This window comes from Niveispirillum sp. FG148 (assembly GCF_057809655.1).
This window is the reverse complement of sequence record NZ_JBMDKJ010000003.1, coordinates 33,307-51,494: the sequence shown is the minus strand read 5'-3', so window position 1 is coordinate 51,494 and position 18,188 is coordinate 33,307. Positions and strand designations below refer to the sequence as shown.

The following is an 18,188-nucleotide window of genomic DNA, read 5'->3' as shown; positions in this document are numbered from 1 at the left end:
TCCGGCCAGATCAACAGGCGCGGCGGGCCAGGGTAAGGGAAACTTGAAGGTCAGGATGCTGGCCACAACGGGGCGGGAAGGGGTCAGGGATGGGGTTCGAGGTCAGATATGAGGCGCCGGGGAAGGTGAGCGCGCGGTTCCTGACGGACCGCAGCTTTATCCACGGGATTATCGGGCCGAACGGTTCGGCCAAGACCACCACCGCCCTGATGAAGTTTTTCTACATCGCCTGTGAACAACGGCCGAGCCCCGTTGACGGCGTGCGCTACACCCGCTTTGTCGTCATCCGCGACACCTACCGGCAGATGGCGCGCTCCACCCTGAAATCCTGGCATAAGCGCGTGCCCAAAAGCATGGGCCACTATCAGGATGGTGGCCAGAATGGTCAGACCACCCACCATCTGCGTTTGCAGGTGCCGGGGGTGGGCATCATCGACATGGAGGTGATTTTTGCCGCCATCGGTGACAATGACGTTGAGGATTTCTGCCGGGGCTTCGAACCCACCGCCGCCTATGTGAACGAGGCGGATCGATGCGCCCGTGAAGTCATCACGCACTTGTCCGGCCGTTGTGGACGCTATCCCGACGCCCTGCATGGTGGATGCAGCTGGTACGGGCTGTGGTTTGACATGAACGCGCCCGATGTGGACCATTGGGCCTATGAGGACATTTACGACCCGGCCACGCGCCTGCCCGGATACAGCGTTCATATCCAGCCAGGCGGCCGGACGCCCGAGGCGGAGAATGTCCCCAACCTGCCCCCCGGTTACTATGAGCCGCGCAACCGCCCGGATTGGTGGGTGCGTCGCTTCATCGACAATCTTCCCGGCTATTCCCGTGCCGGCAAGCCGGTCTATGAAAAGGAATACCATGATCAGATCCATGTCGCGTCCGAGGTGATCGAACCCCGCCGCTATCTGTCCCTCTATATCGGGTTGGATCAGGGGCTGTTCCCGTCCGCCATCATCACCCAGCGCTTGCCCCAGACGGGTCAGCGCCTGGTGCTGGCGGAACTGGTACTGGAAAATGTCGGATACAAGACGTTCGCGGCCGCGCTGAACCGCTTGCTGGCCAGCGAACGGTTCCGGGGCATACGCGTGGACAAGGCCTTCGTTGACCCCGCCGGCCTGGCACGTTCCGCCGCGTCGGAGGAAGGCGGGGAAGCGCAGCATTGGGCCGCCCTGGTGGCGCGCGAATGCCGGATTACGGTGGTGGGGGCCCCCAGCAATGCCCCCGGCGTGCGTCAGGAAGCCGTGCGGCAGGAGCTTGGCACGGTGGCCATGGACGATCCGCATCGCCGCAACATGCTGATCGATCCGGTTCATTGCCCCATGCTGAGGCGTGGCTTCAACAGTGGGTACCATTACCGCAAGCGCCGGGCCAGCGACGGCGACACATACGAACCGACCGTCAACAAGAACAAGTTCTCCAATCCCCATGACGCTCTGCAATACGTCGTGTTGGGCGATGGCGGGTATGAACTGGTCAGCAAAAAGAACGGAACCAACGATAGGGCCGATGGCGACGACGGCCCTTCCCGACATGGAAGGCGGAACGGACAGCCCCCTTCCGGAAACTACAACCCCTTGACCGATTTCTGAGGTGCATGATGAAGGTGAAGACGACAAGCCGGAAGGTTGCCGACACGCTGTCCGCCATGCATGGGCGGGGCAGTATATCGCCGGAGATGGTGGAGGCGGGACGGCGTTTCCAGCAGCAATGGGACGCGGCGCACGGGTCCGCCGGCATCATGCGCTATGACCGGTTGGAACAGTGCATGGCGAATGGCGTTCGCCCACAGCATGGCGCGGCGCATGGCGGTGGCGATCCGCGCGGGCGCATCGATGCGACTATGCGGGCGCTTGGCGGGTCTGATCAGCCGGCGGGTCGTGTCGCGTGGTACGTGCTGGGCAGGGGGGAGACCGTGAAGGAATATGCGGCATGGACAAGCCAGCGCCCCCAGGACGCGGCGGCCCATCTTGTTGCGGCCTTGGGCGTGCTGGTTGCGCACTTCAATCTGGGGACGGTGGCCACGGCCCCGGCAGCAGCATAATCCCCCTTGACAGTTGCAACTCACCACCCCCATGGTTGATATGCTGGCGCGACAAGCGCCCCACCCCGAAAGCCGCCGGTCCCCACCCGGCGGCTTTCGTCGTTTCTGAGGAACCGGTGCCCGCTGCGTTCGATCTGTTCCCCTTGTCTGAGGACCTGATTTATCAGGTGGCCAAGCTCGCCCGGTCCTGTGACCAGCGGGAGATCGGGGCGTGCCAGCCGGACGGATATGACCCGGCCAGCCTGTCCGCCGAAATGGCGCAGGCCTGCGAACATGGTTTCGTGGCGACGGCCCATGGAACACCGGTGGCGGTGGTGGGGCTGTGCCCCGTCATGCCGGGCGTATTTTCCGCCGGCATGTTCGCCACCGACCAATGGTCGGACGTGGCCTTTTCCGTGACCCGCTTCCTCCGCACCATCTTCATCCCCGAACGGCGGGCGGAGGGGATGCGCCGCATGGAAGCGCGCAGCATCGACGGCCATCCGCTGTCGGGCCGCTGGTTTGAGCATCTGGGCTTCGTGCGCGAGGCGACATGCCCGGATTTCGGCATGCGGGGGGAGACGTTCCACCTTTATGCATGGCGTGCGTCCGACCACGGGCCCAGCGTCGGGGGCGCACATGTGTAAGATCATCAAGAAACTGGTGTCGTCGCCGTTCAAACTGTTGGGCGGCATCCTGGCACCCGGCGGCGGTGGCGGCGGATCGGATCAGACGCCGGTGGAACAGCAGGTGCCGGCGCGCACCGATGCCGTGGCCCAGGCCGCCGGTGATGCGGCACGCCGGCGCCTGACCAACCGTCGCGGCTTCATGGCATCCATGCTCACGGGCGGGCAGGGGGTACCCCCGATGCCGTCGGCCGTGAACACGCTGTTGGGTGGCGGTGGCTGATACCCGCGTCACCGAGGCGAAACGACGCCTCGGTGATCTGAAGACCAAACGCGCCCCGCGCGAAGCGCATTGGCGGGAACTGACGCGCCTGACCCGGCCGCTGGCCGATGAACTGTTCAGCGGCGCCGTGCGCGGTGACCGGTCCGGCCGGGCGTCGGGCGAGCTGTACGACATGACGGCGGGCCACGGCGCCACCAACCTTGCCGCCGGCCTGTGGGGCATGGGCACCAACAGCGCCACGGAATGGTTCGCGATCCAGGCGGAAGTTGAGGAATTGAACGCCGACGCGGAGGTGGGCGCCTGGTGCCGCGCCGTGACGCAACGCCTGTTGCGCGCCTTCGCGGCCGGCGGCGGCAATTTCTATGCCGAGGCCATGACCTATTTCCTGGATCTGGCCAGCATCGGCACGGCCATCATGTATTCGGACGAGGATGCGACCCAGGGCCGTCTATGGCACGCCACCATCCCCCTGTCCGAATGCTATCTGGCCCAGAACCAGCGCCGTCAGGTCGATACGCTCTACCGCGTCTTCACGCCGACCACCCGGCAGGCCGCCCAGGAATTCGGCGCCGAGACGCTGCATTCGGCGATGCGCAAGGCGCTGGAAAAGGAACCAGACCGCAAATGGCAATTCCTGCACGCGGTGGAACCCAACGACCTGTACGACCCGACGCGCCGGGGCAGCAATGCCATGGCGTTCCAGTCGCTCTACGTGGACCTGGAAAACGACCATCTTTGTGAAGAGGGCGGATATCAGGAATTTCCCTACCATGTGACCCGGTGGTGGTGCCAGGCGGGCGAGGTCTATGGCGATGGTCCGGCCGCCCTGGCCCGCGCCGACGCGCAGACGGTTAATGTCATGGCCAAGACCACGTTGGAGGGGGCACAGGCCGCGGTGCGGCCGCCGATGGCCACCACGGACGAGCTGGCCATGCGGGGCATCCAGTTCCGCCCCGGCCAGGTGATTGCCGGCGCGATCGACCCTTGGTCCGGCCGCGATCTGGTCAAACCCCTGGCCAGTGGCGGGGCCATCGGCCTTGGCCTGGAAATGGAAGAACAGCGGCGCAAGGCGATCAAGGACGCCTTCTATTGGCAATTGCTCGTCCTGCAGGCGGGCGACCGCGCCACGGCCACCGAGGTGCTGGCCAGGCAGGAAGAACAGCTGCGCCTGATGGGCCCGCATCTTGGCCGCATGAACGCGGAATTCCTGGACCCGGTGCTGTCCCGCGCCTTCCTGATCCTGTTGCGCGCCCGTGCCCTGCCACCGCCGCCCCCGGCCCTGTTGGCGGCACCGGGGCTGAAGGTCACCTATGTGTCGCCGCTGGCCCGCGCGCAGAAGATCGCCACCGCCGGCACCATCCTGCGCTTCCTGGAAGGCGCCTTGCCGCTGGCCCAGGCCAAGCCCGAAGCGCTGGACGTGATCGACGAAGATGCCGTGATGCGCGAGCTGGCGGGCGCTTACCACGTCCCCGGCACCCTGATCCGCGATCCGCGCCAGGTGGCGGCCCTGCGCCAGCAGCGCGCCGAAGCCCAGCAGGCCGCCCAGCAGGCAGCAGAGATGCAGGCAGGGGCTGCAACCCTGCGTGACCTTGGACAGGCGGCACAGGCCGCAGGGGGCAGCCAATGAGCGCCATGAACCCGGTGGGCTGGTTGATGGGCCGGTGGGGTGCGAAGCGATCCCTGCGTATCCAGGGCGCCTATCGCCGCCTGTTCCGGGGGGAGGATGCGGAACTGGTCCTTGCCGATCTGGCGGCCTTCGCCAAGGCGGGGGAAAGCACCTTCGTTGCCGGTCACCCCGATCTGTCCGCCCACTTGGAAGGGGCGCGCCGCGTCTGGCTGCACATTGCCGCGATGCTGGACCTGGACCCGCGCACCATCCCCATGCCCCCGCCCGAGGAGTAAATCATGCACAAGGTTCCTGGCTTCTGGATCGAGTTCGCCCGCAACGCCGATGATGGCGGGGCGGGTGGTGGTACGGCCGACACCAATTCGGGCGGGAATGGTGGCGGCCAGGGGGGCGGCGCAGGCTCCGGGGCGCCGCCCCCCGACTTTGATTGGGCCGGAACGCTGGGGGACCGCCATGCGGAATTCGCCCCGGTTCTGACGGCCAAAGGCTGGAAAGGTCCCGCCGACCTTCTGTCCGCCTATTCATCCCTGGAAAAGGACGCCGCGGGGCGGCTGGCCATTCCGGGCGAGGCAGCGACGGATGAAGAGCGCGCTGCCTTCTATGCGGCGTTGGGCCGGCCGGCGACGGCGAAGGATTACGGCCTTGCCAAACCCGACGGCATGCCCGACGCCGAATGGGATAGCGAGCGCATGGGCCGCTTTGGTGACGCCGCCCATGCCTTGGGCCTGTCGGCGGCCCAGGCAAAGGGGTTGATCGATTGGCTGGCCAAGGACACCAACGACCAGATTGTGGCGTTTGAGGCGGATTTGCCCAAACGCCAGGCCGAACATCAGGCCAAGGTGACGGCCGGGTTGCAACAGGCATTCGGGGCCGAAGCGCCCGCCGCCCTGGAACGGGCCAAGCGCGCCTATGCCACCTATGTCACCGATGACAGCGCCAAGGCCGGCATCGACATGCTGTCGGAAAAGCTGGGCGAGGTCACCGTCATCAAAATGTTCGCCGCCATCGGCCGCGACATCGGCGAAAGCCGCCTGAAGGGTGGTGGCGGCGGTGGCGGCTTTGGGGCGGGCACGCCAGACCAGGCCAAGGCGGAACTGGCGACGAAAATGCGGGACGAGGCCTTCACCAAGGCGCTTTTCAACACCGATCATCCCAACCATGCGAACGCCGTGGCCGAGCGCCTGCGGCTGCTTGAACTGGCCAATCCGGCCATCTGACACCGGCGTTTAGAGAGAGGGCGCAATCATGTACGACATCACCCAGGCGCAGAAAGTCGCTTTCCAGGATGGATTGACCCATGCCCTTCAGCAGAAGAAATCCAAGCTGGAGGCTACGGTTCGCGTCATTGAGCAGAAGGGCAAGGAAACGTCTATCGACCGGATCGGAGCGACCAAGCCGGTCAAGAAGACAAAGCGTTATGCCGATACGCCCTATATTCCGACGCCGTTTGACCGGCGTTGGATCATGTCGGACATCTGGCATTGGGCGGACATCGTCGATGATGACGACAAGCTGCGGATGATCCATGACCCGACCAGCGAGTTGGCGATTGCGGCCGAGATGGGCATGCAGCGCACCAAGGATGACGTGATTATCGAAGCGGCGTGGGCGACCGTGCCGGCGGGGGAAAAATCCACCGACGGCAGCGTCGCCTTTCCGGCCGAACAGGTGATTGCCCATGGTGCCACCGGCTTGACCTTTGACAAGATCAATCTGGCCCGTGAGATGCTGGACGAGGCGCAGGTGCCTGAGGACGACCCCCGTTACTGGGTTTGCACGGCGCAGCAGATCACCAACCTGATGAACGAACCCAAGGCCACGAACGCCGATTGGGTGGCCATTGGCGCCATCCAGAATGGCAAGTTCGAGGGCACTTATATGGGCTTCATCTGGATCACCCTGCCGGCGCTGAAGCTGCCCAAGACGGGGCAGGTCAGGTCCAACCTTGTCTATACCAAGCATTCGCTGGGCATGTGCAAGCCCAAGGACATCAGCAGCAGGATGGATCAGCTGCCGCAGAAATCTTATGCCACGCAGCTTTACACCGAAATGCGCATCGGCGCCGCCCGGTGCGAGGAAAAGGGCGTGCTGAGGGTCGAGGTGCAGGAACGCGCGTAACGCGGCGACCGCGCGCCCATAACCCCTGGATTGGAAAGACAGGATCATGACCGATTACAAAGGCGTCAATTCGACCATCGCCGGGCAAAAGAATGCCTTGGTGCAACATGGCATGTGGGATGCCGTGGTGCATGCGCATCACGATACCTATGTGACAGTGGGGGAGGCGGTGGCCGACCGCATCTTTGTCGGCCGGCTGGAACCCATGTCGGTGTTCCTGTCGGCCGACATCGTGTTTGAGGCCCTGGGCGCCAACACCACCCTGTCCCTGGGCGATGCCGGATCGGCGGCCCGGTACATGGCCGCCACCAGTACGGCCGGCGCAGGGGCCGTGAGCGCCCAGGCGCTGGCCGGCGTCGGTTATCGCAATGCCACGCAGGAACCCATTGACCTGTTCTTGACAGTCGGGGGCGCCGCGTTGACGGCGGCGAAGGCCATCAAGTTCACCATGTATACCGTGCGCGCGTAAGCGAACGGCATTCGCCATGGCGGCCAATGATGTGACGGTGGCGGTGTGGAACCAGGCGCTGATGTGCCTGGCCATGCCGCTGCTGACCAGCCCCGACGATGACACGGAGACGGCAGCGCGTGTCCGGGCATCGTGGTCGATCGTGCGGCCGGCGGTCCTGCGCTCCTATCCCTGGAATTGTGCGATGCGCCGTGCCGCCCTTCCGCGTCTGGTGGAGACGCCGGAATGGGGTTACGCCAATGCCTATCCCTTGCCGCCGGGCTGTCTGCGCCTCTGGGAAGTCAACGGCCAGAAGTGCGGCGCGTGGAGCGTGGAAGGGCGGCAAGTTCTGACGGACCTGCCCGGCCCCCTGCGCGTGCGCTTCGTGGCTGACATCGAAGCGCATGAAATGGACCCGGCCTTGCGCCGGCTGGTGGCGTTGGAGATGGCCACCGATCTGGCCCTGGCCCTGACCAACAATGCGGCCCTGTCCCAGCAGCTGATGACGGACAGGTTGCCACGCGAAAGGGTCACGGCGCGCGCGACCGACGCGCAGGAAGGCAATGAACGACAATCCTATGATCGGGATGACATCCCGGATTGGCTGGACGCGCGCCGATGAAACGCGCCGTCGCCTATGCCCATCTGAGTGGTGGCATCTGGTCGCCGGAACTGCGGGGGCGGATCGATCTGGCCCGTTATCCCGCGTCCGCGGCCGACAGCCTGAATTGCCTGCCCCTGACCCTTGGCCCCGTCACCCGCCGGCCGGGCACCCACGATCTGGCGGGCACGCAGGGCAATGCACCCGCCATGTTGGGGCGGTTCGTCTATAATTCCGATCAAGCCTATATCCTGGAATGGACGCCGGGATGGTTGCGCTTTTTCCAGCGTGGCGGCCTGGTCATGGCGGGGACCGACCCCTATCGGGTCGCCAGCCCCTATCAGGCTTCCCACCTGTCCGCAATCCGCGCGGCCCAAAGCGCCGACGTCATCTATCTGGCATGTCGCGATGTGCGCCCGCACAAGCTGTCACGCTATGGCCAGACGGATTGGACGCTGGAACCCATCGTGTTCCGCGACGGCCCGTATCGCGACCCGTGGCCGGAGATGCCGGCGGTCACGCTGGCGGGTGATACCTTGACGTTCGGCGCGGCGGTGGCATCCCCCGACTGGATCGGACAGTGCATCCGATATCAGGTCGACGGGTCATGGTATTGGCGCCGCGTGACGGCAGTGGCCAGCCCCACCAGCATCACGGCATTGGTGGAGCCAGGGGCCGCCGTGCCCGGCCTGACGGGTGAAACGCAGGCCAGCATCTCCGTTGTCGTCAACGCCGACGCCAGTAACGGGGAGGTCATTCCCCTGCCCGCCGCCTGGCACCCGATCTTGAGTGCCGACAATCTGCGGGTGACGGTCAATACCCTGACCCTGACACCCACCCTGCATTTCACGGTGGAAGGCGGTTCGGCGGTGCGCCTGGTGCAGCCGGCGCGGCCACATGTCACCGTGACGGTGGTCAACCTGATGCTGGCGGCAGAGCCGGTGGACGTGGAAACCGGCATCATCGCCAACTGGCGGGCACCGGCATGGGGCGGGGCACGCGGGTGGCCATCCTGTGTCGCTCTTTTTGAAGAGCGCACCTGGTGGGCGGGCACCACGGCCGAACCGCTGTCGATCTGGGCTTCGGTGACGGGCGACTATGAGACCTTCAGCCCGACGGAGACCGACGCCAAGGTTTTGGACGATAACGGCCTGTACCTCATCGCGGCGGATCAGGAGGTCAGCCAGATCCAATGGATGATGCCGGGAGACAATATCTGGCTGGGCACGGCCGGGGGCGAATATATCTGCCGTGCATCCGAACAGTCCGAGGCGTTGACGGCCGCTAATGCCAATATCCGGCCCCAGACCACGGAAGGTGCAGCCCCGGTGGAGCCGATCCGTATCGACAGTGCCGTTGTGTTCGTGTCGCGGGGCCGCAAGGGTGTGCATGCCCTGACCTACGATCCCGACAGCGACGGCATGATAACGCCCGATCTGGCCCAGCTGGCGCCGGAGGTGATGGAAGCCGGGGTGGTGCAGCTGGCCTGGTGTCGGCTGCCCAACCGCCTGCTGTGGTGCCTTCTGGCCGATGGCAGCCTTGCCAGCCTGACCTATTCCCCCCGCGACCAGGTGACAGCCTGGGGGCGCCACATCATGCAGGACGGCAAGGTTCTGTCCATCGCATCGGTGCCGGAGCCGGGCGGGGATGCCCTGTATCTGGTGACGGAACGGACCGGCCCCGACAATGTCACGCGGCGACGGGTGGAACGGATGGCCGATCGCTGGACGCCGATGCGCGGCGAAACCGACGCGCGGCGCGCCATGTTCCTGGACGCGGCGCGCAGCCGTGCGGGAGATACCGCCGTGACCAGCCTGTCTGGCCTGGACCATCTTGAAGGGCGGACCGTGCATGTGATGGCCGATGGTGCGGCCATTCCGCCGCGCATGGTCACGAATGGCGCCATCCATCTGGAGGATGCGGCCAAGGTCATCCATGCCGGTCTGCCCGTGGCCTATTTCCACGAGACCAGCGACATCGATACCGGGGGCCCGATCGGTACCGGCCAGGGCCGCAACAAGTCGCTGGCGGGCTTGGAGGTGCTGGTGCATGCGACCGTGGGCGCATCGATCCAGGTGATCGTTGACGGCAAGCCATCCGGGCGCCCGACGCCCGTACCGCTGCGCCAGGCGCAAGACCCGCTGGATACTGCCCCGCAGCTGGTCAGCGATTGGGTGCCCGTCGATATCGCCAATGCCGTGGGCAAATCCCTGCGCCTGCGTATCCAGGGACAGGACGCGCTGCCGGCCACCATCCTGTGTCTGGCCATCCAGACCAACGTGCACGAGCGCTGACATGTGCGATCCGTTGACCATCGCCGCATCCGCCGCCGCCGTGGGAACGGGCATGTCGGTCTACGGCCAGGTCAAGGCCGGCAAGGCCGCCAAGCGCGCGGCCGAGGCGGAAGCGGCCAGCATCGAACGGCAGGCCAAATACCAGGAAGGCGACATCCGCGACGCCTTCCAGCGCTATATGGGCCGCGCGACCACCCAGGTGGCGAAGTCCGGCCGGGCGATGGCGGGCAGCGCGCTGGACGTCATCGCCGACAGCGCCATTGACGCAGAAAAGCAAATCCAGGCCGTGCGCAGCGGTGCCGCCAGCCAGGCCGACGCCACGCGCACCGCTGGCCGGAATGCCAAGAGCCAGGCCTACTGGAATGCGGCCGCAACCGGCATCAGCGGTGTATCTTCCATCCTGTCGATGGCCAACAGCTGGGGCGGTTCCGGTGGCACTCAGCCATGGTCGACCGCCGCCGGGACCAGCACCGGCCGCGTGGCGGGGCCCGTCTGATGGCCACCATCGACCGTTGGACGAACCAGGGGCCCGTCCTGCCCGTGGTGCGCCAACCCAGCCCCGGCCCAGGCATCGCCGTCGCCGGCGAGGCGCTGGCCCGTGCTGGCCTCTCCGCCATGCAGGACATCAGCCAGGAACAGCGCCGGGCGCAGATGGAAGCGCAGCAGCGCGCGGAAGAGGCGCAGCGCCAGCGCGACACGTTGGGCGTGGAACGCACGGTGGCCGAGGCTGAATTGTGGGCCGACCAGACGTTCAAGGACATGGCGGCCCAGGCCCCGGAAGGGGCGGACGGGTTTGAAAAGCAGGTGGGCGAGGCCTGGACGGCGCGGCGCGGCGACATGCTGGCCAATGCACAGGGCCTGTCGCCCTATGCGCGCGATTTGCTGGCCACTCGCCTGGATACGCGCGTGGGTTCCCGCCTGTCCGCCCAGGCCGCGGATTTCGCTACGGGGTCGCGCGTCGCCAAGCAGATCAGCGATTTCGACGTCATCATGAATGCGCGGGCCAACCGGGTGATTTCCGACCCGGCCGTCCATGACGACGAAGCCGCCGATCTCGCAGGACTGCTGACCCAACTGAACCTTCCGGCCGCCAAGCTGGCCACCGTGGCGAAATCGGCGCGGGCCACCCTGGCAAAGGCCGCGGTTTCCGGCCAGATCGACCGCGACCCGGCCACGGCATTGCAATGGCTGGACAAGGGCCGGTTCGACAGGGCGTTGGACCCGGATGACAAGGTGCGCCTGCGCAACGGGGGCGAAGCCGCCTTGCGTCAGCGCGAGGGCGAAGCACGCCAGCAGGCGGCCCTCAGCAAAGCGGAGATGCGGGCGGATATTGCCGACATGCATGCAGCATTGCGCAGTGGGCGCATGGTGGATTACGACCCCGGGCGGATCATGGCCACGCTGGGGGAAAAAGCCGGTCGGGAGGCCCTTGACGGTCTGGCGGCGGCCGGCCGCTACGGGGCCGACGCCGCCGCCATCCGCTATGCCAGTCCGGACGAGATTGGCCAGATCATGGTGCAGCGGCGCGACCAGCAGGCGGCGAATGACGTTCGCGGCTTTGCCGACCGACAGCAGGAACTGGCGGCGCTGTCCGGCATGGTGGCGGAACGCAACCGACAGCTTGCCGCCGATCCCGCCGCCTATGTCGCGGAAGCCCCCGCCGTGGCCGCGCTGTGGCAGGCAGCGGCGCAGGGCGATGCCCAGGCAACGAAGGCGGCGGTCAATGCCAGTCTGGCCGAACAGGAACGGCTTGGCGTGCCGGTGCCGCTCCGGCGGGTGCTGACCAAAAGCCAGGCATCCTTGATTGTCGCTGACATTCAGTCTCCGGACGGCATGTCGCAGGATATCGGCGACCGCATGGCGCAGATGCAGGAAGCCTATGGGGCACAGTGGCACCGCGCCTTTGCGGAATTGAACGATGCCGGCCTGCCACCGGCCGCCTATCTTATCGGCACCATGACCAATTCTGGACAGGAGGCGGCCCGCGCCGCACTGTCCGATGCCATGCGCACGGGCGACAAGGCGCTGCGGTCCATTGTCTCTCCCGATGACCTGACAGACCTCCGCAAGAATGTGCAGGAGAAGATGGCCGATTTCACGGTGACGATGGTCCATGCCGATGGTGGCCGGGACGTTGCCGCCAAGTTGTCCCAAGGCGTGGAACTGCTGGCCCTGCACAATATCAGCAAGGGGCAGGACGCAGACGACGCCATCAAGAACGCCTATGCCGACGCCATCGGCAAGCACTACACCGTGGCGGACACGTACCGGGTTCCCAAGGACTATGACGCGAACCTGGTGGAAGATGCCGCCGATGCCATGAAGTCGGCACTGTCCAAGGTGGACGCCCCCCCAAGCCGTTACGGCGACATCTGGGCCAACCAGACCACCAGCTACCTGCGGTCCGTCAAGCGTAATGGCTTTTGGGTGACCAATGGCGATGAAACGGGCCTGATCCTGATGGACCAGACGGGGGCGGTGGTGACCATGGACGGACAGCCCGTCACCCTGTCCTTCGCCAAGGCGGTGGGCGCGCAATGATCCCCAGCCGTGATCCGGTGGCCACCGGCCGCCGGACCTATCTGGAGGATTACGATATCGACCTTGGCGAGTGGGTGGGGTCGGATGTCAAGACCGCCCTGCGTGAGGGACCGACAGCGGGTGCCGCCGACATTGCGACCGAAGCCGTGGCCAGCAATGAATTCACCGCCGATGAAGGGCCGCGCGCCGTGTTTGGCCAGACCGGTGCCGGGGCCGGCGCCATGGGCCTGCTGGCCCTTGCCGGGATCGACACCAAGGGGCCGGCATGGGATATGCCGGCATGGGACAATCCCGAACTGGCGCCCGACATCGCCAATCAGCGCTATGGCCATCTGGGTCTGAAATTCGCCAGGCCTGTCCGGCAGCAGGTGGCCGAACTTCTGGCCGATCAGAAGCGGCGGGAGGCGGAACGCGCATCCGTCAATGAACGCTGGCGGCGGGATGCCGGTTTCTGGAAAGGGGCGGGCAGCCTTGCCGCGATGTTTGTCGGCGGTGCCCTGGACCCGCTAAACCTGGTTTCCGCCCTGCTGCCCGTGGTGGGCGAAACCCGCTATGCCGCCATGGTGGGCAGCATTGGCAAGACCGGCGCCAACGCCGTCAAAGGCGTGGTGGAGGGGGCGGCAGGGGCGGCCGTGCTGGAACCGCTGACCTATGCCGGGGCCCAGGCCAGGGGGCAGAATTATGGGCTGGCCGACAGCTTCGCCAATATCGGCTTGGGCGGGCTGTTGGGTGGCGGGCTGCATCTGGCGGGGCAGGCGGCCGGGGCCGGCATGGATGCGGCCGCGCGGACCATTGCGGAGCGCCGTGAAGCGAAATGGCGGCAGCAGGCCAACAGCCTGTTGGACAAAGAGGCCCCGGAAGCGACTCCCGAACAGCGCGCCGAGCTTCTGGCCGCGGCCGTCACACAGATGCAGGCCGGCCGCCGGGTTGATATCGCAGCATTGGCCGAAGGCGACGGCATGCTGATCCGGCAGGCAGACCGGGACGCAGACGCGGAATTCAACGCGCTGTTCAGTGCTGTCACGGAAGAGGCATCGCGCTCCGTGACCCTTCCCGAGGGAACGCCGTTGTCGGAGGCGCCCAGCAGCCGGTGGCGGCCGGGAGAGGCGGGCGCCGATGGGCGCTATGTCGCCTATGACCCATTGCGCCCGGCCGACCGCATCTGGCTGGAGGGGGAGGTCTACGCGCTGGAGAATGCCGCCACGGGCAGCCGTTTGTTCCGGGAGGTGGATGGCCAGGGATCGACACCGGATGTCATCGGCCAGAAGTCAGAGGCACCGGCCTGGTTCCAGTCCACCAACCGCGAGGCGAAGGCCAATGCCAGCTATCGCCGGCGCAAGGGGGAGGCGGCTGCCGAAGGGTTACGGACGCGCGGCATCACCAAGGCGGAGGTACGCAAGGTCACCGACAAGCTGTTGGCAGGAGCGCCGCTGACCCGTGGTGAGGCGGACACCGCCGAATTGCTGATGGATGTGGCACGCGGCAAGCGGGCGGAACAGGCCGGGCAGCGGCTGGCCGACCGGCAGCGCCGGCGCGATGCCTACCGCCAATGGCTGGACGATTTCGCGCGGGCGGAGGCGGCGGATGGTTCGCCCCTGTCCGCCATGGAAGCGCTGTCGGTGCCGGAGAAAGTGCCGGCGCGGGGCGTTCTGGCCGAACAGGAATGGGGCCCGTTCGGGCCCGTGTTCCGGGAAAAGAACCTGGAGGCTGCCATCAAGCGCCTGATGCGCGAACAGGATGGGGAGGTGCCGGGCGCGTTGCATCACCCGGAGACGGGGCCCATCGATCTGGTGTGGGGCGAAGCCGGCAAGGGCGACAAGGATGGCCATGGCCTGGCCAAGATCATCCGCAAGCACCCCGAGGTCATGGACGATCTGCAGGGACCGTTGAACGACATGCGGGTGAAATCGGCGTCACCCAATCGCATCATCCTGGAAAGCGCCACGCACAAGGCCGCCATCCGGCTGGATGCCAATGGCAAGGCCAAGACCTGGCTGTTATCGGAATATGAAAAGAAGAGCCCGGCCGGCGGGGGCAGTACGACGAACATTGCCCCCGATGGCGGGAAGGATGGCTCCCCTTCCCCCGGCCGGGACGGTGCCGATGGCGGGGGGCGGTCTACCTACATTCCCCCCGATGACGGGGCGGCTGGCTCCCCGCCCCCCACCGGAGATGACAATCTACCGCTGATCCGAGAACCGCGCAACAAGCCGCCCCCGCCCGGTCCGCTGGCCAGCGACGCAGCGGACGCCTTGGCGGGGGCGGAAGCGCGGTTCGGCGCCGTCGCGGACGGGCTGGACGATCCCGCCATTCGCGCGGAAATCGACCGCGCCGACGCCTTGGCGCGCGTGGCGGATGGTGAACATCAGGCGGCGGAAGCGGCCGCGGCCTGCCTGCTGAAGGCCATGACATGACCAGCACGCAAGAATGCATCGCCCGCATTGCGGCGGCAGCCGGCAACAAGCTGTCGACCGAACAGGTGGCGGATTTCACCGACCGCATCGAACGGCGATATCAGCACCTGATGCAGCGTGACCAGGTGACGGACGGGGCCGATGTGATGCTGCGTGCCGCGCGGGAAGTGGCGGACGAAGCCAAGGCGGCGGCCATCCTGGAACAGCGCAACGCCCGCATCAATGCGGCCCGTGCGGCCGAACGCCGGGCGTTCCTGGACCGTATCGATGACAAGGCCATGGGCATTTCCATGTTGAATGTCGGCCGTAACCGTCCCGTGGAAGGCGGGCGTCTGTCGGTTGATGCGCGGCAGAAGGGATGGCGGCTGAAATTCCAGGGCAGCCTGATCGGCACTCTTCGCCAGGAAGGCTTGCTGGAACTGATGGTGCGGGGCAGCCGGCTACGTGACCTACTGCCGCGGATTGAAGGCGGCAGAGTGCGGGCAGGTGATGCCTTCCGCCGCAACCCCATGGATATCGAAATCGCACGGGAACTGTGGGAGATCGGGCGCGAGGGCGGCCAGCCGGGCGTGACCGGCATCCCCCAGGCGCGGCGCATCGCCGAGATTATCCAGATCCATCAGGAGGCGGCGCGTAACGCACAGAACCGTGTGGGTGCGTGGATCCGCAAGATGCCCGGCTATATCGTGGCGCAGAGCCATGACCAGACGAAAATCAGGTGGGCGGGTGGCACCAAGCTGGCCCATGACGACCCCGCGCATTTCCAGGCATGGCGTGAATTCATCCTGCCCCGCCTGGACGCGGAAGCCACCTTCGGCGACCTGCCCGCCGCAGAGGCCACCCAGATGCTGGAGGGCATCTATCACGGTCTGACCAGCGGGCTGCACCATAAGCCCGATGTCAGCGGCGAAGCCTGGATCAAGGGATTTCAGGGCCCGGCCAATATCGCCAAGAAACTGTCCCAGGAACGCGTGCTGCATTTCGCCAGCGCCGAGGCCTGGCACGAATATCATCTGCGCTTCGGCCATGGCGACGGTTTGCTGGAAAGTGTCGTGGCCGGCCTGTCCAAGGCGGGGGACGCCATCGGCCTGATGGAAGTGTGGGGCACCAACCCGCGCGCGGCCTTTGATGCGGAACTGTCCCGGCTGGGCTGGGAACAGCGCAAGGACTGGAAGGCGGCGGGAAAGCTGAATGCGGAGCTGCTGCAATGGGAATTCGCAGAGGTGGACGGCACCACGCGCATCCCCGGCAATGTCACGCTGGCCAAGGTTGGCAGCGTCGTGCGCGCCCTGGAAGGCATGACCAAGCTGGGCGGCTCCGTCGTGTCCAGCATCACCGACATTCCGACGCTGGCCAGCGAGTTGCAGTTTCAGGGCGACAACCTGGTTTCGGCCCATCTGGACACCATGGCGAATGTCATTCGCGGGCGGCGGGCCGGTGACCAGCGGGCCATGGCGGATATGATCGGCGCCGGCATCGACGGGATCATCGGGGATATCGCGTCGCGTTTTGATGCCGGTGACGCAGCGCCCGGATGGATCAGCAAGGCGCAGCGATACTATTTCAAGGCCAACCTGCTGACCTGGTGGACGGACAGCCTGCGCACCGGGGCGGGCCTGTCCATCGCCCATCGGTTGGGCCAGATCGCCGACAGGGCCTGGACCGCCGTGAATGACGAAATGGCGCGGCTGTTGCCCCAATATGGCATCGGCCCCGCGGAATGGGAGATGTTGCGCCGGCATGTCGTGCGCGACGCCCCCGATGGGCGGCGTTACATGCTGCCCGATATGGTGCAGGCCATCCCCGATGCGGAGCTTGACGCCTATGCCGCGTCGGGGATGGCCGATATCCAGGACCGCTATGCCCAGCGCATGGACCGCATGGGCCAGCGCTATGCCAATCTGGTGCAGAAGCTGGAGGCGTTCCAGACGCTGGCCGATAAAAGCCAGGCGATTGAACTGTCTGCCACTGTCCGCGCCTGGCGTCGGATGGCCGGCGTTGCGGAGACAGGCGCAGATGGCAAGCCCGTCCGCAAGGGCGGGGCATTCGGGATCGAAGCCATCCGCGACGCGATGGTGAAGGCGCGCGATGGGGAGCGGGCGCAGGGCCGCCTTGCCGGCATCGCCCAGGCCACGGGCCAGACCCTGGAAACCGTCCGCGCAGCCCATCCTGATCTGGCCCGCGCGGCCGATCTGGCCGGGACCAACGACGCGCTGGCCACCATGCGGTTCCAGCTCAATGAATTGTCGCGTGACCAGCGGGCCCTTGCGGCCAAGGCCGCAGTGCAGATCGACCGTTTGCAGCGGGAAATGAAGCGTCTGGGCAAGAACGCCGATCCGCTGGACGGGGCGGCCAATCTGATCCGGGACATTGACGAGCTGGTCAATGACGCGGCCGCCCTTCCGGACCGGATGGCGCGGGAGATGGCGACGGCGCGGGAAGATGCAAGAAGCCGTCTGGAAATGCAGCTTCGCGCCTATCTGACGGACCGGACCCATACGGCCGTGATCGAACCCGGCGCGCGCGAACGGGCCTTGCTGAACCTTGGCACCCAGCGCGGGACCGTGATGGGCGAAGGTCTGCGCTTCATCATGCAGTTCAAGAGCTTCTCCGTGGCCTTTTCCACCAAGGTGCTGGGCCGGGAAATCTATGGTCGGGGTTCGAACAAGCTGGGCCAGGCCCTGCTGAACGGCAATGGCGAGATGCTGGGCTTGGCCAAGCTGATTGTCGGCATGACGATCTTCGGCACCATGGCCTATGCGTTGAAAGACATCACCAAGGGCCGGGAGCCGCGCGATCTGGCCGATGCAAGGACATGGGCGGCCGGCTTCGTGCAGGGTGGTGGTGCCGGCATCTACGCCGATTTCATCTTCGCCGATTACAACCGCTTTGGCGGCGGCGGCATCGAAAGCCTGTTGGGGCCAACCATGGGCACGGTGGGCGATATCGGCCGGCTGTGGGCCAAGGCGCGGGAAGGCGAGGACGTGTCGGCGAGCCTTTTCCAGTTCGCCAAGAACCATACGCCCGGCGTGAACCTGTTCTACAGCCGCGCCGCGCTCGACTACCTGATCCTCTATGACGTTCAAGAAGCCCTGAACCCCGGCTATCTGCGCCGCATGGAACGGCGCCTGAAGCGCGAGAACAACCAGGAATTCCTTCTTTCGCCACAGGACCGGCTGACGCCGGTGACGGGAGACTGAACAG

General features: G+C 66.2%; 15 protein-coding genes. All 15 read left to right on the top strand.

Going from position 1 to position 18,188, the window contains the following annotated elements; all coding sequences use genetic code 11:
- Positions 1-125 precede the first annotated feature (125 nt).
- Complete coding sequence (locus ACODTW_RS03755) at positions 126-1,601, top strand: hypothetical protein (protein ID WP_488944571.1); 1,476 nt, start codon at positions 126-128, stop codon at positions 1,599-1,601.
- 14 nt (positions 1,602-1,615) lie between these two features.
- Positions 1,616-2,053, top strand: a complete 438-nt coding sequence (locus ACODTW_RS03750) for a hypothetical protein (protein ID WP_488944570.1) — start codon at positions 1,616-1,618, stop codon at positions 2,051-2,053.
- A 116-nt stretch (positions 2,054-2,169) separates the two neighbouring features.
- Entirely contained in the window at positions 2,170-2,679 is a 510-nt protein-coding gene (locus tag ACODTW_RS03745) for a hypothetical protein (RefSeq protein WP_488944569.1), read from the top strand.
- On the top strand, positions 2,672-2,941 hold the full coding sequence (locus ACODTW_RS03740; protein ID WP_488944568.1) for a hypothetical protein: 270 nt from the start codon (positions 2,672-2,674) through the stop codon (positions 2,939-2,941). The genes ACODTW_RS03745 and ACODTW_RS03740 overlap by 8 nt, the downstream gene beginning before the upstream one ends.
- A complete protein-coding gene (locus tag ACODTW_RS03735) occupies positions 2,934-4,568 on the top strand; it encodes a portal protein (protein ID WP_488944567.1) in 1,635 nt (544 codons plus the stop codon). The genes ACODTW_RS03740 and ACODTW_RS03735 overlap by 8 nt, the downstream gene beginning before the upstream one ends.
- Entirely contained in the window at positions 4,565-4,843 is a 279-nt protein-coding gene (locus tag ACODTW_RS03730) for a Bbp19 family protein (protein WP_488944566.1), read from the top strand. The genes ACODTW_RS03735 and ACODTW_RS03730 overlap by 4 nt, the downstream gene beginning before the upstream one ends.
- Before the next feature lie 3 nt (positions 4,844-4,846).
- Positions 4,847-5,785 (top strand): hypothetical protein, encoded by a 939-nt coding sequence (locus tag ACODTW_RS03725; protein ID WP_488944565.1) that lies wholly within the window; start codon positions 4,847-4,849, stop codon positions 5,783-5,785.
- Between the two features lie 28 nt (positions 5,786-5,813).
- Complete coding sequence (locus tag ACODTW_RS03720; protein WP_488944564.1) at positions 5,814-6,686, top strand: phage capsid protein; 873 nt, start codon at positions 5,814-5,816, stop codon at positions 6,684-6,686.
- Positions 6,687-6,732: 46 nt separating this feature from the next.
- Complete coding sequence (locus ACODTW_RS03715) at positions 6,733-7,155, top strand: hypothetical protein (RefSeq protein ID WP_488944563.1); 423 nt, start codon at positions 6,733-6,735, stop codon at positions 7,153-7,155.
- A gap of 16 nt (positions 7,156-7,171) precedes the next feature.
- A complete protein-coding gene (locus tag ACODTW_RS03710) occupies positions 7,172-7,756 on the top strand; it encodes a phage connector family protein (RefSeq protein WP_488944561.1) in 585 nt (194 codons plus the stop codon).
- Complete coding sequence (locus ACODTW_RS03705; protein ID WP_488944560.1) at positions 7,753-10,029, top strand: phage tail protein; 2,277 nt, start codon at positions 7,753-7,755, stop codon at positions 10,027-10,029. The genes ACODTW_RS03710 and ACODTW_RS03705 overlap by 4 nt, the downstream gene beginning before the upstream one ends.
- 1 nt (position 10,030) lies before the next feature.
- Positions 10,031-10,525: a virion core protein, T7 gp14 family gene (locus ACODTW_RS03700; RefSeq protein WP_488944558.1), complete on the top strand. Its 495-nt coding sequence runs from the start codon at positions 10,031-10,033 to the stop codon at positions 10,523-10,525.
- Complete coding sequence (locus ACODTW_RS03695) at positions 10,474-12,570, top strand: hypothetical protein (protein ID WP_488944557.1); 2,097 nt, start codon at positions 10,474-10,476, stop codon at positions 12,568-12,570. Before ACODTW_RS03700 ends, ACODTW_RS03695 begins: the two co-directional genes overlap by 52 nt.
- Positions 12,567-14,984 (top strand): hypothetical protein, encoded by a 2,418-nt coding sequence (locus ACODTW_RS03690; RefSeq protein WP_488944555.1) that lies wholly within the window; start codon positions 12,567-12,569, stop codon positions 14,982-14,984. The genes ACODTW_RS03695 and ACODTW_RS03690 overlap by 4 nt, the downstream gene beginning before the upstream one ends.
- Positions 14,981-18,184, top strand: a complete 3,204-nt coding sequence (locus ACODTW_RS03685) for a hypothetical protein (protein WP_488944554.1) — start codon at positions 14,981-14,983, stop codon at positions 18,182-18,184. Before ACODTW_RS03690 ends, ACODTW_RS03685 begins: the two co-directional genes overlap by 4 nt.
- Positions 18,185-18,188: the final 4 nt, after the last annotated feature.